Source organism: Ferruginibacter paludis (genome assembly GCF_030409685.1).
GTDB classification, from domain to species: domain Bacteria; phylum Bacteroidota; class Bacteroidia; order Chitinophagales; family Chitinophagaceae; genus Ferruginibacter; species Ferruginibacter paludis.
In genome coordinates this window covers 222402-241583 of sequence record NZ_JAUFQJ010000015.1, presented here as the reverse complement: position 1 = coordinate 241583, position 19182 = coordinate 222402, and the positions used below count along the sequence as shown (strand labels likewise).

Below are 19182 nucleotides of genomic sequence, written 5' to 3'. Positions count from 1 at the left end.
AGATGTTGAAGACGTTATGTCCTCAGGTTAAAGCTTGGTTGAATAATTTACTGCCTCTGCAATTTCAGTGTGGTTAAGGTTGTAATGATTGATTTATTTACTTTTGTTGCCAACTTAAAAGATTTATATGAAATTATTAGCGGGAAAAGTAGCGATCATTACCGGCGCAGCACGCGGTATTGGCGAGGGCATTGCAATTAAGTTTGCAGAACAGGGAGCGTCTGTTGCATTTACTTATGTAAGCGATAGCAGCACGGAAAGAGCGAAATCACTGGAAGCAAAGCTGGGAGCTTTGGGTGTAAAAGCAAAAGCTTACCAAACCAATGCTGGTGACTATGCAGCCTGCGAAATTTTTGTAAATGATGTTTTGAAAGAATTTGGACAAATTCATATTTGCGTAAACAACGCCGGTATATCAAAAGATAATTTGTTACTGCGCATGACGCCGGACCAATGGGATGATGTGATGCAGACTAATCTGAAAAGTGTTTTCAACATGACCAAGCAGGTGATACGCCCGATGATGAAAGCAAAGAGCGGCAGCATTATTAATATGAGCAGCGTGATTGGCGAAATGGGTAACGCCGGTCAAAGCAGCTATGCCGCCAGCAAAGCCGGTGTTATTGGCTTTACAAAAAGCATTGCCAAAGAATTGGGCAGCCGCAATATCCGCTGTAATGCCATTGCCCCGGGTTTTGTTGAAACTGATATGACCAGTTATTTACAGGATGGCGCTGCTGCGGATAAATATAAAGCGGGCATTCCTTTAGGACGCTTTGCTACTACAGAAGATATTGCCAACGTTACCTTGTTTTTAGCAAGTGATTTAAGCAGTTATGTAACGGGGCAAACCATCAGCGCCTGTGGCGGATTAAATATTTAATCCGGATTGCCGGAATGAAAGAGGCTGTATCATCGTTTTATACAGCCTCTTTTTATTTTTGCGTTAGTGAACAGACTGCACATTGAGTTCATTTTCTATCTGGTATTTTTCTTTAAAACCCACCAGCTTGCTGCTGATATTTTTTATTGGCGCCTTAATATCCCTGAATTCTTTTATCAGTTCCAGCACATCAAAATCGATATAGGTGGTATTACTGGCGTCAATGGTTACCGTTGCGTTTTTTGGTAACTGGTCAAGCGTTTCCCTGATGGCGGCTTTATTTAAAAACGACACTTCCTCTGACAAATGAATTTTTATCTGGTCGCCTTCATGGTGTTTTTCTTTGTGAAAGAAATAAGAATTTTTAAGGTTGCCATGCAGGATAGCTCCAAAGGCGGCAACGATGCCGGCTATTACACCAATCAGTAATCCCTTTCCACTTACTGCCGGCACTAAACCAAACAGATCTATTGCAATGATAACAATTACCGTTACCAAAAAAGGTATGTATTGAAACCTTCCGTTTTTAATGGTTTGCGTAAACACTGCAGGCTTTGCCAATTTATAACCAGTCAGCAATAAAATTGCCGCCAGGGCCGACAATGGAATTTTATTTAAAAGAGAAGGAATTAGTATAACGCTTACCAGCAACAACAAACCATGAAATACCGAAGACATTTTACTTTTTGCTCCGGCATTTACGTTGGCGCTACTTCTCACAATTACACTGGTAATGGGTAAGCCTCCTATTAAACCTGCTACAGCGTTACCGATTCCCTGTGCCATCAATTCCCTGTTGGTATTGGTCACACGCCGCTCCGGGTCAAGGTTGTCGATTGCTTCAATGCTTAACAATGTTTCCAGCGAAGCGATGATGGCAATAGCAAAACCATATACAATAATTTTGCTGTTAAAGAAACCTGAGAAATCCGGGAAGGTAAAGAAGCCAAGAAACTCTGCCGGTGAGGAGGCTGCTTTTATTTGCACCAGGTGTTCATTTTGTACAGCCAGCACACTGCCGGTGCTAATCCATAGTTGATTAATTAAAATAGCCGCAATTACCGCCACCAATGCACCGGGTATAAAGGGCAGTCTTTTTTTGATGGCTGGTCTTTCCCACACCAACATAATGATAATTGAAATGACACAGATAAGCGTTACCCCTACTTCTATGTGTTGTAAGGGCTGCAAAAACTCATGCATGTTTTCACTTCCGTAAGGCAACAACTCGGTGATATTTCCTTTTTCGTCTTTATCGTATCCAAAAGCATGGGGTATCTGCTTGGCGACAATTAATATCCCGATGCTGGTAAGCATGCCCTTAATAACACTCGAAGGAATATAATTGGCAATACCCCCCATTTTCCCAATGCCCATCAGCACCTGCAAAATGCCTGCGATTAATACGGCACATAAAAAAAGCCTGAAATCGCCGATGGTTGTAATGGCACCCAATACCAGCGCCGCCAGGCCTGCGGCCGGTCCGCTTACACTTAACTGGGAGTTGCTCAAAAGGCCTATGACAATACCGCCTGTAATACCCGAAATAATACCACTAAAAAATGGAGCCCCCGATGCCAGTGCAATACCCAGGCACAGCGGCAACGCCACCAGGAATACCACCAACCCGGATGGCAAATCTGTTTTGAAATTTTTTGTATTGAGTTGCATTTGATGTAATCAGTTTTAAACGTGAGCAAATAGTTTTTCTTCCTGTTGTTTTTTAGTAAGATTTTTAAAGAAATCAACTTTGCCATTGTCTACATTGTACACGCCGCCGATAAGGCCAATCTCTCCCTTTTTAAACATATCTTTTACAATCTCACTTTGGTTCAGTATTTCTTCCAGGCTGTTTTCTACATTGGCATAAGCCACTTTATCACTGAACAAATAACTATCGTCATATAACAGCGATTTGCTGATGGAAGGTTGGATTCTTTTTAACAGGCCGGTAATATGGCCGTCTGTTACGTTTTGCTTGGCACTTTTAATAGCACCGCATTCCGTATGCCCCAGCACCATCAATACTTTTGAACCTACATATTTTACGGCATATTCAATACTGGCCAGTATATCATTATTTACGATATTGCCTGCCACCCTTATGCTAAAAAGATCTCCGAGACCCTGGTCAAATATTAACTCTACAGATGTACGGGAGTCCATGCAGCTTAATATCACTGCGAACGGGTACTGGCCTTCCCTGGTTTGATTGATCAGCTCCAGGTGGTCGTGATCATTGTTAAGATTACCGATAAATCTTTCATTGCCTTCCAGCAATAATTCGTAAGCCTGGCTGGGCGTAAGATTGTCTAAGAATTCTTGTGAATGCTTTCTCATGTATATAAATATTAGGTGGCAGTTACCGTATAACGGTAACAGTACCACGATGAATAATTGGTTAAAATAAATAATCAGGAATAGCCAGTAATAAGCCTGGCTCAGTTAATTAAATAAAGAATAGAATTATGCCACATTGGGTGGAGGAACGAGGAGTTCGCCATGAAAGGCGATATAGGTACCGGCATTTTCGAGCTTATGGTACAGGGAAACAACGGTGAAAAAAATATGGGTAGCATGATGTGCATGCAAAAACTCTTCTGATAAATTGCTGCTTACCGGCGTTTTTTCTTCCACGGAATTACTTCCATTTTCATCGCTGTTTTCATTTTGGTTATCGCTTGCGGAGGAATTAATAGAAAAAGCTTTTTGTTGTTTGGCCAGTTTTTGCTGAACAGATAAAACAAATGGAGTGCTTACCGTAAGCCATAGCAATGTCATCATCAAAAAGATGGCGGTCGCTTTTTTAAATAGTGTATATGACTTTTTACTCTTCATTTTATCAGCCGCAAATTAACAATTTAGTCTGTTGCAACCAAACCGTTTTTCTATGGGCTGCATATTTTAACGTTTGAGGTAAATTTTTGTTGCGTGATTAAGAACAACAATAGTATATTCTGAAATGCTGTCTGGTACTATGTTTCTAACATTTTTTGCGTTTACATCGTCATGTATCTGTTCTTGCTTTATTTGTTTTATCACATCAGTTTTACGCGTTTACTATATAAATTTTCGCATCCCGAAAACCATACTACACTCCGCTGCATTTTTAAAATGATTAACTGCTATTTTTGTGTAAAGGCATTAACATGAAAACATACGAAGTATTATTGAATGAAAATAAAGCGTGGGCAAAAGGAAAAGTGGCTGTTGATCCCGATTTTTTTAAACGACTGTCTGAACTGCAAACACCCGAGTTTTTATGGATTGGCTGCAGCGACAGCAGGGTGCCGGCAAATGAAATCACGGGTACACAACCGGGTGAAATTTTTGTGCATCGCAATATTGCCAACCTGGTTATACATACCGATGTAAACTTATTAAGCGTACTGGATTTCGCGGTGGTGCATTTAAAAGTAAAACATGTTATTGTTTGCGGTCATTATGGTTGCGGTGGTGTAAAAGCTGCTATGAGCAATAATAATTATAGCCAGGTATTAAATATGTGGCTGCGAAATATAAAAGACGTTTACCGGCACAATAAGGAAGAACTGAACGATATAGCAGATGAAAATTTGCGTACAGACAGGCTTACAGAATTAAGTGTGATTGAACAGGTGCAGCGTTTAGCCAAAACATCCATTATTCAAAAAGCCTGGAAGGAGCGCAACAGCCCGGATTTACATGGTTGGGTATATGGATTAAAAGATGGATTGATTAACCCTGTTTTTGAAATGAAAGCAAATGCTGAAATTGATCCGCTTTACAAATACAATGATCTTTAAAAGTTAAAGCGGCAGTAATGTTAACCTTGCCGGTTTCTTTTACAGAGATAGGCATGCCATAAAATATAAGCGGCAATGGATTGATAAGGCTTCCATTTTTCTGCAATCAATGCAATGGTTTCTTTGCCTGTTTCCGTTGATAAATTCTTTACTTCTTTTACACTTGTCAGCAAGGCAATATCACCTAACGGAAATATATCGCAGCGGTGCAACACCATCATCAGGTAAACATCGGTACTCCAGTTTCCAATCCCTTTTATCTTTGTAAGTATTGATTTTACTGCATCATTGCCGAGCGATTGCAACTGATCCAGGTTAAGTTCACCCCTTATGAATTCACTTGCCAGATGCCGGCAATACACAATTTTTTGCCTGCTGAAATAACAGGCTTTTAGTTCCGCATCTGATAATGCCAGCAGATTTTCCGGTGTTATATCAACAATTTTTTCTTTAATTTTTTTTAATGCCGCCAATGCGCTTGCCAGCGAAACCTGTTGTTCTAAAATGATGTGTATAAGCGTTTCAAAACTGGCAGCCCTCGTCCATAATGGAGGATAACCATGTTGCTGAATAACCAGGTTCAGGTCCTGATCAAGTGACGCCAGCTGATCACAAAGGGATATAAAATTCTCATCAGAAAAAGATTCCATTCTACTATAAAGGCAATAAAAAAAATCAGCACTCGCTGACCAAGGCTGATTTATGATTGTAAAAATTAAACAATTGATATTTCCATTTCCTGAAAAAAGTACGGGAACAAAGCAAGTCTACACTTTTGCTCTGAATTTTTCGATGGCTTTTTTGGTAAAAGATCCCAGGGCCAGTTTACCACTAATGGCGGCCCTTTCTCTTAACAGCTCATCCCAGTGTTCCGTTCCGTGCCATAACATTTTTTTCATTTCCGCCATGGCGTCCGGGCTATTATGCGAAAGGTGATTGGCAAGCCGAAAAATAGATTCATCCATATTTTCTACAGTTTCATGCACTTCTGCAAACATGCCCTTTCTTTTTGCCCAGTCACTGTTACGCCACATGGTGGCATCTATGGAAAGGGCGCTGAATGCGGCTGTTCCGATTTTACGTTCAACTGCAGGACCTATTACAAAAGGTCCCATGCCCATTTCCAGCTCACTTAATTTTATGTCTGCATGTGCGGTAGCAATGGCGTAATCCACCGCTGCGGTTATCCCTACGCCCCCGCCCACACATTTTCCATGTATGCGGCCAATTACAAATTTGCTGCTTTTTCGAATGGCGTTAATTACGTTTGCAAAGCCCATGAAAAACTGGGTTGCTTCAGCTTCTGTTTTCATGTCGGCCAGTTCATCAAAACTTGCCCCCGCACAAAAAGATTTATCCCCACCACTTTTTAAAACAATCACTTTTGTTTCAGCATGCGATCCTGCAAAATGAATTTCTTTCGCCAGGGCTTCTACATTTTTATTGGGTAAAGAATTTCCTTTGGCATGAAAAAATTCAATTGTTGTAATGCCTTGGTGGGTTTCTGTTTGTACATACCCCTCTTTTAGTTCCTGTAACATGGATTTTTTTTTAGGTTGTCAGTTTTAACTACTGATTATCATCAATATTATTGCCAATCACAATTATGTCTTCATTGCACTTACGGCAGCTATTTCGCAGGAGATTGTGGTGACACGGGCAAACAAATATGCTGATATAATTGCCCGGTTGTAATGATGGTATTAATCGTTTCGGATATAAATCTACGACCAAAAGCGGTTTGGATAATGTAAATTTGAAATAATAAATTTCAGGCTTATACAAATTGCATCGCCAGCATTACAAAAGACGAAACACAGTTTCAAGCAATAGTAATGTGCTGAAATAATTTACGGCTGGTCTTTGATCGTTTCCTGATCTGGTCAGAAAAATGTAAGCTCTTGCTTGTACTACAAACCATTTTATTGTAATTAAGGATAACAAAAAAAGCAAGCCATACAGCTTGCTTTTTTTGTATTATTAAAATAGATTTAATGAAATAAATAATCTACAACTGGCGCTATGTAAAGAATAAAAATAGCGGCCCGATCTGTGAATAGCAAATAATTAACTATTCACTATTGCCTATTAACACTTAACTAATCTAACCTCGAATCAATTTCAGTACACAATACTTCAAAAATGTGTTCTACTCCTCCTTCTCCTTTTATCAATACTACTTTATTAAATCTCCTGTAATAATCAGCCACAGCAGCGGTTTTACTGTTGTATTCGGCAATTCTTGCCCTTATTACCGTTTCGTTATTATCGTCACTTCTTCCACTTGTCTCTCCTCTTTTTACAAGGCGTTTCACCAATTCTTCTTCGCTAACTTCAAGCGCCAGCATCACTGCAATCGACGTCTTTTTAAGATCCAGTAATTTGTCGAGCGCTTCTGCCTGTTTGTCGGTGCGGGGAAACCCATCAAATAAAAATCCTTTTGACTGCGGGTTATTGTCGAGCGCAGAACTGATCATTCCTATTACTACTTCATCCGGCACCAGCTGACCTTTATCCATTATTTTTTTGGCTTCCATACCAAGTGGTGTTTGCTGGCTTATTTCTCCCCTTAATAAATCTCCTGTGCTGAGATGTTTTAAACCGTACCTGGCAATTAGTTTTTCACTTTGAGTACCCTTTCCACTTCCGGGAGGACCAAATAGTATAAGATTGAACATATGTATCTACGAAGCTTGCGTGAATGACAAATATAATATAGGATGTTTAAAAACTGTTTAACATTTTAAATTAACTGTTGAAAATCATCAATAATTGTACAAATAGCATTTAAGATTATCAATGAATAACCTGCATCAGAAACGCCCGATCGCTGCTATACTAATTCTTTCACTACATTATAAATCACTTTCGGCTTGCCTAATGTATAATAATGCAACACCGGTACACCAGATTGCTTTAGTTCTTTCGATTGTTGTATAAGCCATTCAGTACCGATCTTTTCAACCTCTTCATCCGTTTTGGCCGCTGTAATGGCATTGGATAATACGGTTGGTATATCTACGTGAAATACTTTTGGTAAAATACTCAGCTGCTTTTTATTGGTAATGGGTTTAAGACCTGGTATGATAGGTACATGAATGCCCATATCCCTGCAATTCTGCACAAAATCAAAAAATTTTTGGTTATTAAAAAACATTTGCGTCATAATATAGTCCGCGCCGGCATCAACTTTTTCTTTCAAATGCATCAGGTCGGTTTCTAAATTAGGTGCCTCAAAGTGTTTTTCCGGATACCCTGCGGTGCCGATACAAAAATCAGGCTTGCCACCATTTTTAATGTCTTCTTCCTGGTAAATTCCGTTCTTTAAATTGACAACCTGCCTTAAAAGGTCTACTGCATAAGCATTCCCATCTGGTTCGGGTTCAAAATTAGCTTCGTTTTTAGCCGCATCACCTCTTAACACCAATACATTATCTATACCTAAAAAGTTTAGGTCAATCAGGGCATCTTCTGTATCTCTTTTACTAAAACCGCCGCAAATTAAGTGTGGCACGGTATCAATGTTGTAATGATTTTTTAAAGCCGCACAAATGGCTACGGTACCGGGCCTCTTGCGCACTTCTACCTTTTCAAAGGTACCGTCAGCCTTTTTCTTAAACATAGTTTCGCTGCGGTGATAGGTAACATTTATAAACGATGGCTTAAACTCCATTAAAGGATCTAAGTGATTGTAGATGGACTGGATAGTTTTACCCTTTAACGGCGGTAAAATTTCGAAAGACACAAGCGTTTTGGTAGCCTGTTCAATGTGTTCTGTAATTTTCATGATCTCTAAATATCTGCAAACATAGTTAAGTAGCAATAAAGCACAAACTGCTGTTAAATATAAATGACCTGTAGCCCTTATAGCGGTTTACATTATTTTTGTGGCAAATCGATCATTTTGAGTTTAACTATTTACACTAAAAACCTGGTAAAGATTTATGGCAGCCGTACGGTTGTTGACAATGTAAGCTTCAATGTACAACAAGGTGAAATTGTTGGCTTGTTGGGCCCTAACGGGGCAGGTAAAACCACGTCGTTTTACCAGGTGGTGGGCTTGATTAAACCGGATGAAGGGGAAGTTTTTTTAAACGACATCAACATAACAAAACTGCCCATGTATAAAAGGGCCAAGATGGGTATTGGCTATTTGCCGCAGGAAGCAAGCATTTTCAGAAAGTTAACTGTAGAAGACAACCTGAAAGCTGTGCTGGAAATGACGAAGCTTACCAAGCTGGAACAACGGGATAAACTGGAATCACTGCTGGATGAATTTCGTTTGCAGCTGGTAAGAAAAAACAATGGCGATACGTTAAGTGGCGGCGAAAGAAGAAGGACTGAAATAGCAAGGGCGCTGGCGGTTGACCCCAAATTTATTTTACTGGATGAACCGTTTGCAGGTGTTGACCCTATTGCCGTAGAAGATATACAAACCATAGTTGCCCGATTAAAATTCAGGAATATCGGCATCCTGATTACTGATCATAATGTAAATGAAACGCTGTCTATTTGCGACAGAGCTTACCTGCTGATTGATGGTAAAATATTTAAACACGGCACAGCCGAAGAACTGGCTGGTGACGAACAGGTAAGAAGACTGTACCTCGGTAAAAACTTTGAATTAAAAAGAAAGGACTATTTACACGAAGAAGCAAAAAACGAAAACACGATGGATGCTTCACGTGGCATTCCCGAAATACTGGATGGATTTTAATTTGCGTACATTTTAAAATAGCCTGATGATAATTTTACCGTATGCCCTATTTTTTAAAAGACGATTAACAATTTTTATAACGCCTTTATTTTTTCCCAGACTTTTTCAGCTACAGGGATTCCTTTTTCCAGGTTTTCTATACGGGTCATTAATACCCGTTCACCGGGATAAATGATTTTTTTACCCGACTCTATAGGAACTGATTGGTGATAGTCATCTACAATTTGCTGCAACAATAAATCCATTGATTTAAAATTATTCAGGGCTTTTAAATCAATGGCGATAAAAATTTGTGAAAGCCCGGTTTCCATTTCTTGCTTAGAAATATCCTTTACCGCATTGCCTGCTGATAACAAAGCAGCCAGCATATCCAGTAAAAGAGATAATCCTGCACCTTTCCAATATCCCATCGGTAAGCCTTTTTTTGATTGCATTATCGCCTGCGGATCATTGGTAACATTACCTTCCAAATCGTATCCTCCGGCTACCGCCAGTTGTTCATTTTTTAATAAGGCCATTTCAATTGCGCCGAAAGAATACTGCGACATGGCCATGTCAAGCACAATCGCTTCATCTGCATAAGGAATCGCTATCACCAGTGGGTTATTGCCTAACCTGTTATCATTTGCATTCCATGCCGGCATATTGGCAATGGTATTTGACCAGCCGATAAAAACAAACCCCTCCTTTGCTGCTTTCCAGCCATACAAGCCGCCCCGCATCCAGTGATTGGTATTGCCAAGCGCAACACAGCCGATGCCATTTTTACGTGCAAGCAACATGGCTCGTTCCGTCGCCTGCAATGCATTCAGCGGTCCTGGCCCCATGTTACCATTCCATTGCTCAATACCGCCAAAGCCGGAAACGTTGACTGGTTCAGCATTTGGCAACACGCCGCCGGATTTTACATACTCAATAAATTTAGGAAATCGGTTTACACCGTGCGAATACACGCCGTCAATGCTATTGGTTGTAAAAACTTCTGCACATGCGGTTGCTTTTTCTTTTGTAAATCCGTTTGCCAACAGAATGCGTAGAAATTCTGTTGTTAATGCTATTGGCTGTAATCTTATAAATACCGGTGTATCTGTTTTCATACATTCGTTTTTTAAATAAGTAATGGCCGGTGTTTCTACCGGCCATTACTAAAATAATTCAATTTATTAATAGCCGAATATTTCTTCCAGGCTTAGTTTTTTTACTTCGCCATATTTTGACATATCTGCATCGCTTACTTTTTTATCAGATGCTACCACGCAATACGTGTAAGGTTTGTTGGCAACATAACTGCTGTGAAATTTTTTCAGTTCGTCATATCCAATTCCATCAACAGCCTCATAGGTTTTCTTGCGGATATCATAGTCGAGCCCTTTGCGTTGCGCCGCTAAATAATTATAGATAATTCCATCCTGGGTAATACGACCTGTTTCAATATCTTTTTTAATGCCAGCTTTGGCCACCTTGATGTTCTCTACCACATTCGGCAGATCATTCAGCAACTCATTCATGGCAACAATTGATTCATTAAATTTATCCGCCTGGCAACCCACGTAAGCGAGCGTATAAAAAGGATCTTCCTTTTTATCTGGAATCGCATAAAATGCAAAAGTGGAGTAAGCCAGGGCCTTTGATTCACGAATGGTTTGAAATACCAGGGCGGCCATTCCACCACCAAAATAATTATTAAAAATATCAACCACCGGTTCTTCGTCGGCATTGTAAGTATTGGTGTTGCGTACCCACCGAATTTCAGATTGAACCATGTTATAGTCTGCAAACAACACCTGGTTTTTGGTTTGTGTTGCATTGGTAAATTTCACTTTTTCAGGAGCTGGTTTAAATGCAACCGGTATAACATGCAATTGCTTTAAACCTGCAGTTAAAGGAGCCAGCAACTGGGGACCATAATAAATAATTTTGTGCGAATAACTGTTTAAATCATGCAGCATATCCACCAGTTCTGCAGAAGTGGTATTTTTTAAATCTGCTTCGCTCAGAGAGTAATTAAATGGATTCGTGGCACCGTAGCGTGCGTATGCAACAAGCCCACTCATAATGGCTCCCTTGTTCAGCTTGGCATCCGATCTTGATTTTAAAATGCGGGCCTTCAAAGCTGCCAAAGCTGTTTCATCCGGCTGGCATTTTTTTAGCAGGCTTTCAAAAAGTGTTACGGCTTTGGTAAAATTTTCCTGCAGGCCTTCAATACTTACTGTAGTAAATTCAGCGCCCGCGCTAACAGAAAAACTACACGCAATTTTATAAAATTCTTTCGTGATGTCTTCCGCACTCATCTTACCAGTTCCTAAAAATTGCAGGTATTGTGCTGCCAGTCCTAATTTTTTATTGTTCCAGGTGCCCATATCAAACCTGTACTGCATCCTGAAAATTGCATTGTCTTTATTCTGAACATACAACACTTCTGCAGGTCCCAGTTTGCCTTTTTGCAGATCTTTTGTGTAATCAAGAAAAACAGGTTTTAGCGGTGCAGCAGGCATGCTGTTAACCGATTTTACAAAAGGAGATTGTGAATCCCGGTTGGTTTCAACCGGTGTTATGGCTGGCTTGTCGACCTTAACGATATTTTTATCTTCTCCTTTGCGTTTAAAAATCACGATATAATTATCTTTGAAATATTTGTTGGCAAAAGCTACTATGTCTTTTTTAGTCAATTTAGATAATTGATCTGTGTAGGCTACCTGGTCTTTCCAATCCAGTTCAGAAGTAAATGCATCCATTAAATCGCTCGCCCTTGAATCGTAAGATTCTGTTGCCAGGATTTTAATTTTCTTTTGGTTGTTAATGATGGATGTAATGAGGCCATCATCAAAATTGCCTTTTTTAAGTTTATCAATTTCTCCCAGCATCAAAGTTTTCACATCTTCCAGCGACTGCCCTTGTGTTGGTGTCCCTTGCATAAATAATACGCCATAATCAATAAGGGTAAACGCGGATGCCGATGCCCTTAATAATTTTTGCTTTTTTACAAGGTTCAAATCCATCAACCCCGCTTTACCATTTGTAAGTATCTGCCCCACCAAATCTGCCAGCAGCACATCTTTCGATTTGTTGCCCGGCAAACGGTAGCCAATTGAAATACTCTCAGCATCTGGTCCAACAACTTCTTCCGTCACGGGCGCCGTAATAGGTTGCTCCGGATCGAACCTGTAGGGCGGCACAGGTTTATTTTGCATATACGCAAAAGCCTTATCAATTTTTTTAATCATTGCATCAGCATCAAAATCACCCGACATAATTACACCCATATTATTAGGTACGTAATAAGTGTTGAAATATTTCCTGATTTCCAGCAGTGATGGATTCTTTAAGTGTTCAATTGTTCCGATGGTGGTCTGTCTGCCGTAATTGTTATTCTTAAACAAGCCGGAAAATAATTTCTCCCGTACCTTCCTGGCATCATTGTCTAAAGTGCGGTTTTTTTCCTCGTATACTGCTTCCAGTTCGGTATGAAATATCCTGAACTGGGGGTTGCGAAAACGTTCGCCTTGTACTGCCAGGTATTTATCAACTGCGTTGGATGGTACATCATCTGTGTACACGGTTTGTTCAAAAGAGGTAAAGGCATTGGTACCCTGCGCACCCATGGACGACATCATTTTATCGTATTCATTGGCTATAGCAAAACTGGCAGCCTTACCCGAAACGGAATCAATGCTATGATAAATACTTCTGCGTAAAGCAGTATCTGCTGTATGATTGTACTGCTCATACAAATCGTCTATCTTATCCAATTCCGGTTTTTCTTTTGCCCAATCCAGCGAACCGAATTTATCAGTGCCTTTAAAGAGCATATGCTCCAGGTAATGCGCTAACCCGGTATGATCAGCGGGATCAGTTTTACTGCCTGCTTTTGTAGCAATATAACACTGTATCCTGGGGTCTTTTGCGGTGGGACTTAAGATAACGGTAAGTCCGTTTTTGAGTTTGTAAAACCTGGCCTTTGCCGGATCGCCAGTTACGTATTTATAAGTGTACCCGTTGCTGGTGGCTTGTTTCCACTCATGACCAGCAGTTTGAGAAAAGAGGGTGTTGCCCGTAAACAACAATAATAAAATCAACACATTTTTGATGCTTTGCATAAAGAACATTTAATAATAGAAGGTGAATTCTAAAAATACATTATAAACCGCATACAGAAATACCATTCAAAACATTCTTATTTTTACCTCCAAAACACAAAGCAAATGAAACTGCTGATTAAAATATTGCTGCGCACATTGCTGACAATATTTATTCTTGTTAATATCATTACTGCGTTTCACGCCTATAAATTTACTCATTTTTACAATGCAGCAGATGTTGCCGTAAAGCAACAAAAAACAGGGTGGGATAAAACAGAAGATATTTTGTTCGGGATTAATGTGGCCAAAAAGCCAGATTCTATCACAAACACAATAGCATCGCAGACAATATATCTTTATACAAAAGACAGTATACAACTGGAAGGCTGGTGGATCAAAACCACGGACACCGCCAAAGGCACGGTTATTTTATTTCATGGCCACGGAAGCACCAAGGCCGGAATTTTGCTGGAATCAGAAGAGTTTGGAAAAATGGGATACAATACGCTGCTGATGGATTTCAGGGCGCACGGCAACAGCGGCGGCAACACTACTACTATCGGGTATTATGAAGCTGAAGATGTGCAGCTTGCCTACGATTTTATAAAAAACAAGGGAGAGAAAAATATCGTGCTATGGGGAATATCCATGGGCGCAGCCGCTGTTTCAAAAGCCATCAATGACTATAATTTGCCGGCAAACAAGATTATACTGGAAATGCCCTTTGGCAGCATTTTACAAGCTGCTGAAGGCAGAATAAAAATGATGCAGTTACCACCGGAACCGCTGGCTACCCTTATTACTTTTTGGGGTGGTACCGAACATGGTTTCTGGGCCTTTGGTATGAAACCAGCCGAGTTTGTAAAAAAAATAAACTGCCCGGTTTTACTGCAGTGGGGCCGCAAGGATCCGCGTGTTACACAGGCTGAAACGGATTTGATTTACGCTAACATCGTTGCCCCCAAAAAGTTGGTTGTATACGATAATGCAGGCCATGAATCTTTATGTGAAAAAGAAAATGCAAAATGGCTGAGTGAAGTGCAAGACTTTCTTAAAAACTAACTACCGCATGCATCCGCAAAATATTGCTATTATAGATTATACCTACTCGCTTCCCGAAGAAAAAATTGCCGCTTTTCCGCTTGCAGACAGAGATGCATCCAAATTACTGGTATATAAAAACGGCAATATGCAGCAGCATCTTTATAAAAATATTGCTGACTGTTTACCTGCCGAAAGCTTGCTTGTTTTTAATAACACCAAAGTAATTCCGGCCAGGATCTTATTTCAAAAATCAACTGGTGGCATCATCGAAATTTTTTGCCTGGAACCTTATGAAGCCAATAAGGATTACACCAGCATCATGAGTAAAAAAGAAAGCGTGCGCTGGAAATGCATGATTGGAGGAGCAGGCAAATGGAAGCAGGGGCCATTGGTAAAAAAATTTACCGCTGATGTAATAGCAGTAGAACTACAGGCAAGGCTGGTGGAAAAATTAAGCGATGCTTATGTCGTTGAATTAAGCTGGCAACCTGCCGGTATGAGCTTTGCAGAAGTGATCGCCTGCATGGGAGAAATTCCCCTGCCACCCTATATAAAAAGAAAAGCAGAAAACAGCGATACAGAAAGATACCAAACTATTTACGCAGCACACGACGGCTCCGTTGCAGCCCCCACAGCCGGTCTTCATTTTACTGACCATGTTTTTACTTCACTGAAAGAAAAGAATATCCAAACGGCTTTTGTAACACTTCATGTTGGAGCAGGTACTTTTAAACCCGTTAAAGCCGGTACTATGCAACAGCATGAAATGCACGCTGAATGGCTGGACGTAACGGCAGGCCTTCTAAAAGAGCTTATTAAAAATGCTGATAATACTATTATTGCGGTGGGGACCACATCTTTGCGGACGCTGGAAAGCCTTTACTGGATGGGCGTTAAAACAATCTTATTTCCTGAAATTGCTGCAGAGGAGCTGGGCGTTAGGCAATGGGAAGTGTACGAACATCCACTGGCTGGCGTTTCAATAACAGCTTCAGCAGCTTTGCAAGCTTTATTGCAATGGATGAATAAAAACAATCATAAAAATCTCGTTGCAAAAACACAGATACTGATTGCACCTGGTTATAAATTTAAAATAATAAAAGCACTGGTAACTAATTTCCATCAACCGCAATCAACGCTGTTATTGCTGGTTGCAGCAGCCATTGGTAACAACTGGAAAAGTATGTATGATTATGCGTTACAAAACAATTTCAGGTTTTTAAGTTATGGAGATGGCAGCCTGATTTTTATAAATCAATTTTAGGATGTTATGGTTGAATGGTAACTTTAGTACCTACCGGAATGTAGCTGAAAAGATCTTTCATTTCAGTGTACTTTACAGAAATACAACCATCCGTCCAGTTGTAAAAATTATCAATGGTCCATTCTTCCTCGGGCCTGGTTGCATGTATCGCAATACCTTCACCAATCTTTGCAGTTTTTGGTATCAGCCCTTTTTGTTTACGTTCATTAAAACGCTGGTAGTTGATTGGGGTAGGGTAATCCAGTAAAAGCTCGGGGCCCCATTTGGGATGTATCTTTTTTAAGATTATTTTAAAACTGCCGTTGGGTGTTTTCCTGTCTCCTTCTTTCATCTTATCACCTAAATCTTTGCCACCAAAAACAACAGGATAAGTGGCATACCAGCCATCTTCATCAAATACTTTTAATTCATAATCACTTTTATCAATAATTATGTAATAAGGGTTGTCAGTGGTATCTGTAGTACGATGTTTTTTTATATGACTTGTGGTAGCAGTTATTTTATTTTTAGCGACAGGCATAAACGCCATCAACGAAACAAGTGTACATCCACCACCGAAAATAAACACCCACTTTTTATTCATACAATTATTTAATTTGATAACAACAGTCAAACGACATGCCGGTTGATATTATTTCATTTACCTGTGGAACATTAACAAATTTATAAATAGACGCAAAAAAAAGCCACCCGTTTAACCGGATGGCAAAATATAAAATAAAGTGATTTTTTTACCAGTTGCTTAACCTTATTCCTAATGTATAAGGCCGCATATCCAGCTGATTTTTAAATATTGATTTTGGGCTGTAAGAGCCATATAATCTTACCGGGCCGAGGCCAATTTCGGCGATATAGGAAAGTTTAAATTGTTCCAAATCATAATCTCCTTTGTTTTTTTGCTTGCCTCTTTGTGAACTGATTTGCTTGTTGCGCTGTCCGTAAAGATAACCTGCACTAATACCTGCACTTAAACTAACGCCTTTTTTATTATCACCGGGGTTAGTGGCAAAATTGAGCATCAGCGGAACAGTAATATAGTCAGCTGCCAGTTTGTTTTTAGAAAAACTAATGGAGTCCCTTATCACGTAAGCATTGGGTATTGACACATTGGAAGAATAAGGAGAAGTGCCTGGTTCTTTAAACGAAATATTGGAACGAAAACGATAATTATTTAATTCCAGCCCCAACCCGTATTTTAAATTAACATGATGCTGAATCAGGTTGAGCCGCTGCATAAAAAGCCATAAATTAACATCCACACTTTTTGCCGCCCTTAATTTAAAATCACCGGCACCCAATGGAAAACTGCTGCCGGGTCCGTTTACCAAATTCTGTGCTGCTGTGGCTGCGATATAATTTGTTTTATCGGTATAATTGGCAAAACCTAAATCAACAATACCCCAGTTGGTACTGATGTTGGATAATTTTTTATGACGCCTTCTTTCCATGGAAATGCTGGTGTTACTGCCAGACTCTCGGTGGTTTGCTCCATTTGTAATAATTACAATATTTCCTATTCGGATGGTGTCACTTCTTTCGCTTCGCCCCCTGGTGGAATCTGTTTTTGTACTGTCGTTTTGGGCATTGGCTGCAGTGCATATTAATGCCAGCACCATTAGTGTAAATAACTTCTTCATCGTTTCTTTTTTAAATTTATTGAATTGCAAATTCCAGGTTGGCGACTTTTAAATTGTTATCGCCTTGTTTCATTTTGGTGTTACGTTCGAGTAAACGTTTTGCTTTGCGGAAAAGGCCGCCAATCCTAGACTTTTTGGGTTCGTCATCTGAAAAGGCAAACTGATCTTGTTTGTCATTATTGGTTTCAGAAAATGCAGCAGTGTAAACGTTATTGTCTGCTGTGGATTGTCTTTTTATTCCACCGGTACCTTCACTGTTAGTTGCAGGTAAGTTACTTTTCTGGGTTTGTGGTGTTACGCCGGCAACATCATTTGGGTTACTTTTTAAGTTGTTAATATTTTCAAAATAAGGCTTGGGTAAATTGTTACTGGGTTTAATTTCTTTTATTGCCTTTACCAACATTTTCTCTTCATGAACAATAATCTGCCGGGCCTTAATTTGATTAGCAGGCTTAACTTTTTTAAGCATGATTTCTTCTTTCGGTGATGTAGCCTGCGTAGCTGCAATTACATGCTGCTTAACAGTTTTTTTAGCATTAGTATCTGAAAGGGTAATGGCCGGTTGGGGGTTTGTTGTACTGGCAACCTGGTTTGCTGTATCAACATTTGTTTGGTTGGCGTACCATTTCATACCCCAGATACCGAATCCAATAAAAACTGCTGCAGCAGCCAGCTTCCACCAACCAAATGGTATTACTTTATTATCATCCTTTCTGTACAATACATTTTTATCAGGAAAAACAATCGTTGTATCGGCCGATAATTTTGCTTGTAGCAATACACTTAATCCGGCGGCTACTTTATTATCTGCACTAACCACTGCTTTGAGCTCTTTTGTCATTGGTGCGCTTAACTCCCCGTCGATATACAGCAATAATCTTTCTTCTGTTTCAGCTGAAATAGCTTCTGGTTTTAACAAGCTGTTTTTTGCTGAAAAAATAAATTTGTCGGGCTGCACAACAGTTTGTTGCAACATATCCAGTTCCTGTTTCAGATCTGCATTATCCTTTACAAATAACTCAACGGCTTTTCTTTCCGCAGCAGACAATTCATTATCTGTATACAGTAAAAAAAATGATTCGTAATTATTTCGGTTAATGTTCATTGCTTTAATTTTTTAACCCCACCGGTACTTTTCTTCTTTATAAATACGGATACTAAATAACATTTTCCGGATTAACAATATATTCCCTCAGCAGTAACCGTGCCCGGTGTAAATATACTTTTACCTGGCTTTCATTTAACCCTGTTATTTCACCAATTTCCTGGTAACTATATCCTTCATAATCTTTCAGCATCACTAAACTTTTCTGTATATCGGTTAATTTATTCAACGCGTCATTCAATACTTTTTTTGTATCGTGTTGCTGGCGGTTGGTCACTTTTGCCTCCTCTTTAAACTCTTCCTTTAAAGTGATCCTTTTATTTTTCCTTATATGGTCTATCATTTGATGATAGGCCACCGTAAATAAATAACTTTTACACCGCTCATTCTCCACCTGTTGCCTGTTAACCCACATTTTTTCAAATGCACCCTGCACCACATCCTGCGCATCTGCTTCATGCCCCAGATTTTTCAGTATAAAGCGGTACACATTGTCTGCATACTGATTTACACATTGGTTATACTCTCTTTCCGTCATAAACAATTGGTGCGTGGGTTAATTGATTTAGTTGATTGGTTAAATTAAATACGGCTCGCTAAAAGAAAAGTTACAAAATAAAAAAATATTTATGCTTTAGATAGCAACATTGAATGCGCAACCATGTTCC

At 39.6% G+C, this 19182-nt stretch carries 18 protein-coding genes; 5 read left to right on the top strand and 13 right to left on the bottom strand.

Annotated elements, in window-relative coordinates:
- Nucleotides 1-127: 127 nt before the first annotated feature.
- The gene (fabG, locus tag QWZ08_RS21860; protein WP_290339706.1) at nucleotides 128-883 is read left to right on the top strand and encodes a 3-oxoacyl-[acyl-carrier-protein] reductase; all 756 of its coding nucleotides are present in this window, start codon (nucleotides 128-130) and stop codon (nucleotides 881-883) included.
- A 63-nt stretch (nucleotides 884-946) separates the two neighbouring features.
- Here the strand turns inward: fabG and QWZ08_RS21855 are convergent, their stop codons facing one another.
- The 3 genes from QWZ08_RS21855 to QWZ08_RS21845 all read right to left on the bottom strand — a co-directional run bounded on the left by QWZ08_RS21855 (nucleotide 947) and on the right by QWZ08_RS21845 (nucleotide 3721).
- A complete protein-coding gene (locus QWZ08_RS21855) occupies nucleotides 947-2554 on the bottom strand; it encodes a SulP family inorganic anion transporter (RefSeq protein ID WP_290339705.1) in 1608 nt (535 codons plus the stop codon).
- A 15-nt stretch (nucleotides 2555-2569) separates the two neighbouring features.
- Nucleotides 2570-3223 carry a carbonic anhydrase gene (locus QWZ08_RS21850; RefSeq protein WP_290339704.1) on the bottom strand — a complete coding sequence of 218 codons (654 nt, stop codon included), beginning with the start codon at nucleotides 3221-3223 and terminating at the stop codon, nucleotides 2570-2572.
- Between the two features lie 126 nt (nucleotides 3224-3349).
- Nucleotides 3350-3721 carry a hypothetical protein gene (locus QWZ08_RS21845; RefSeq protein WP_290339703.1) on the bottom strand — a complete coding sequence of 124 codons (372 nt, stop codon included), beginning with the start codon at nucleotides 3719-3721 and terminating at the stop codon, nucleotides 3350-3352.
- 311 nt (nucleotides 3722-4032) lie between these two features.
- Here QWZ08_RS21845 and QWZ08_RS21840 point away from each other — a divergent pair, with 311 nt between their 5' ends.
- Nucleotides 4033-4668, top strand: a complete 636-nt coding sequence (locus tag QWZ08_RS21840) for a carbonic anhydrase (protein ID WP_290339702.1) — start codon at nucleotides 4033-4035, stop codon at nucleotides 4666-4668.
- Between the two features lie 20 nt (nucleotides 4669-4688).
- Here the strand turns inward: QWZ08_RS21840 and QWZ08_RS21835 are convergent, their stop codons facing one another.
- The 4 genes from QWZ08_RS21835 to metF form a co-directional block, all read right to left on the bottom strand.
- The gene (locus tag QWZ08_RS21835; RefSeq protein ID WP_290339701.1) at nucleotides 4689-5318 is read right to left on the bottom strand and encodes a DNA-3-methyladenine glycosylase family protein; all 630 of its coding nucleotides are present in this window, start codon (nucleotides 5316-5318) and stop codon (nucleotides 4689-4691) included.
- Nucleotides 5319-5435: 117 nt separating this feature from the next.
- Nucleotides 5436-6209, bottom strand: coding sequence for an enoyl-CoA hydratase/isomerase family protein (locus tag QWZ08_RS21830; RefSeq protein ID WP_290339700.1), 774 nt, complete (start codon nucleotides 6207-6209; stop codon nucleotides 5436-5438).
- A gap of 558 nt (nucleotides 6210-6767) precedes the next feature.
- Nucleotides 6768-7346 (bottom strand): adenylate kinase, encoded by a 579-nt coding sequence (locus QWZ08_RS21825; protein ID WP_290339699.1) that lies wholly within the window; start codon nucleotides 7344-7346, stop codon nucleotides 6768-6770.
- 155 nt (nucleotides 7347-7501) lie between these two features.
- Nucleotides 7502-8455, bottom strand: a complete 954-nt coding sequence (metF, locus tag QWZ08_RS21820) for a methylenetetrahydrofolate reductase [NAD(P)H] (protein ID WP_290339698.1) — start codon at nucleotides 8453-8455, stop codon at nucleotides 7502-7504.
- 117 nt (nucleotides 8456-8572) lie between these two features.
- On the opposite strand from metF, the gene lptB reads away from it, so the two are divergent.
- Nucleotides 8573-9385 carry an LPS export ABC transporter ATP-binding protein gene (lptB, locus tag QWZ08_RS21815; protein ID WP_290339697.1) on the top strand — a complete coding sequence of 271 codons (813 nt, stop codon included), beginning with the start codon at nucleotides 8573-8575 and terminating at the stop codon, nucleotides 9383-9385.
- A 74-nt stretch (nucleotides 9386-9459) separates the two neighbouring features.
- Here lptB and yiaK read toward each other — a convergent pair whose 3' ends face one another.
- Nucleotides 9460-10482, bottom strand: a complete 1023-nt coding sequence (yiaK, locus tag QWZ08_RS21810) for a 3-dehydro-L-gulonate 2-dehydrogenase (protein WP_290339696.1) — start codon at nucleotides 10480-10482, stop codon at nucleotides 9460-9462.
- A 66-nt stretch (nucleotides 10483-10548) separates the two neighbouring features.
- Entirely contained in the window at nucleotides 10549-13482 is a 2934-nt protein-coding gene (locus QWZ08_RS21805; RefSeq protein ID WP_290339695.1) for a M16 family metallopeptidase, read from the bottom strand.
- A 105-nt stretch (nucleotides 13483-13587) separates the two neighbouring features.
- Here QWZ08_RS21805 and QWZ08_RS21800 point away from each other — a divergent pair, with 105 nt between their 5' ends.
- Complete coding sequence (locus tag QWZ08_RS21800) at nucleotides 13588-14526, top strand: alpha/beta hydrolase (RefSeq protein WP_290339694.1); 939 nt, start codon at nucleotides 13588-13590, stop codon at nucleotides 14524-14526.
- 7 nt (nucleotides 14527-14533) lie between these two features.
- On the top strand, nucleotides 14534-15772 hold the full coding sequence (locus tag QWZ08_RS21795) for an S-adenosylmethionine:tRNA ribosyltransferase-isomerase (RefSeq protein WP_290339693.1): 1239 nt from the start codon (nucleotides 14534-14536) through the stop codon (nucleotides 15770-15772).
- A gap of 4 nt (nucleotides 15773-15776) precedes the next feature.
- Here the strand turns inward: QWZ08_RS21795 and QWZ08_RS21790 are convergent, their stop codons facing one another.
- The 4 genes from QWZ08_RS21790 to QWZ08_RS21775 all read right to left on the bottom strand — a co-directional run bounded on the left by QWZ08_RS21790 (nucleotide 15777) and on the right by QWZ08_RS21775 (nucleotide 19052).
- Nucleotides 15777-16355: a L,D-transpeptidase family protein gene (locus QWZ08_RS21790; protein ID WP_290339692.1), complete on the bottom strand. Its 579-nt coding sequence runs from the start codon at nucleotides 16353-16355 to the stop codon at nucleotides 15777-15779.
- 148 nt (nucleotides 16356-16503) lie between these two features.
- Nucleotides 16504-17409, bottom strand: coding sequence for an outer membrane beta-barrel protein (locus QWZ08_RS21785; protein WP_290339691.1), 906 nt, complete (start codon nucleotides 17407-17409; stop codon nucleotides 16504-16506).
- A 16-nt stretch (nucleotides 17410-17425) separates the two neighbouring features.
- Nucleotides 17426-18514 (bottom strand): anti-sigma factor, encoded by a 1089-nt coding sequence (locus QWZ08_RS21780; RefSeq protein WP_290339690.1) that lies wholly within the window; start codon nucleotides 18512-18514, stop codon nucleotides 17426-17428.
- Nucleotides 18515-18566: 52 nt separating this feature from the next.
- Nucleotides 18567-19052 carry an RNA polymerase sigma factor gene (locus QWZ08_RS21775; protein ID WP_290339689.1) on the bottom strand — a complete coding sequence of 162 codons (486 nt, stop codon included), beginning with the start codon at nucleotides 19050-19052 and terminating at the stop codon, nucleotides 18567-18569.
- Nucleotides 19053-19182: the final 130 nt, after the last annotated feature.

What these genes read in the sequence shown, in the direction of transcription:
- metF (WP_290339698.1), bottom strand. Translation starts at nt 8,455, where the DNA reads ATGAAAATTACAGAACACATTGAACAGGCTACCAAAACGCTTGTGTCT.
- QWZ08_RS21785 (WP_290339691.1), bottom strand. Translation starts at nt 17,409, where the DNA reads ATGAAGAAGTTATTTACACTAATGGTGCTGGCATTAATATGCACTGCA.
- QWZ08_RS21835 (WP_290339701.1), bottom strand. Translation starts at nt 5,318, where the DNA reads ATGGAATCTTTTTCTGATGAGAATTTTATATCCCTTTGTGATCAGCTG.
- QWZ08_RS21800 (WP_290339694.1), top strand. Translation starts at nt 13,588, where the DNA reads ATGAAACTGCTGATTAAAATATTGCTGCGCACATTGCTGACAATATTT.
- QWZ08_RS21850 (WP_290339704.1), bottom strand. Translation starts at nt 3,223, where the DNA reads ATGAGAAAGCATTCACAAGAATTCTTAGACAATCTTACGCCCAGCCAG.
- QWZ08_RS21775 (WP_290339689.1), bottom strand. Translation starts at nt 19,052, where the DNA reads ATGACGGAAAGAGAGTATAACCAATGTGTAAATCAGTATGCAGACAAT.
- fabG (WP_290339706.1), top strand. Translation starts at nt 128, where the DNA reads ATGAAATTATTAGCGGGAAAAGTAGCGATCATTACCGGCGCAGCACGC.
- QWZ08_RS21790 (WP_290339692.1), bottom strand. Translation starts at nt 16,355, where the DNA reads ATGAATAAAAAGTGGGTGTTTATTTTCGGTGGTGGATGTACACTTGTT.
- QWZ08_RS21825 (WP_290339699.1), bottom strand. Translation starts at nt 7,346, where the DNA reads ATGTTCAATCTTATACTATTTGGTCCTCCCGGAAGTGGAAAGGGTACT.
- QWZ08_RS21840 (WP_290339702.1), top strand. Translation starts at nt 4,033, where the DNA reads ATGAAAACATACGAAGTATTATTGAATGAAAATAAAGCGTGGGCAAAA.
- QWZ08_RS21805 (WP_290339695.1), bottom strand. Translation starts at nt 13,482, where the DNA reads ATGCAAAGCATCAAAAATGTGTTGATTTTATTATTGTTGTTTACGGGC.
- QWZ08_RS21830 (WP_290339700.1), bottom strand. Translation starts at nt 6,209, where the DNA reads ATGTTACAGGAACTAAAAGAGGGGTATGTACAAACAGAAACCCACCAA.
- QWZ08_RS21845 (WP_290339703.1), bottom strand. Translation starts at nt 3,721, where the DNA reads ATGAAGAGTAAAAAGTCATATACACTATTTAAAAAAGCGACCGCCATC.
- QWZ08_RS21855 (WP_290339705.1), bottom strand. Translation starts at nt 2,554, where the DNA reads ATGCAACTCAATACAAAAAATTTCAAAACAGATTTGCCATCCGGGTTG.
- QWZ08_RS21795 (WP_290339693.1), top strand. Translation starts at nt 14,534, where the DNA reads ATGCATCCGCAAAATATTGCTATTATAGATTATACCTACTCGCTTCCC.
- yiaK (WP_290339696.1), bottom strand. Translation starts at nt 10,482, where the DNA reads ATGAAAACAGATACACCGGTATTTATAAGATTACAGCCAATAGCATTA.
- QWZ08_RS21780 (WP_290339690.1), bottom strand. Translation starts at nt 18,514, where the DNA reads ATGAACATTAACCGAAATAATTACGAATCATTTTTTTTACTGTATACA.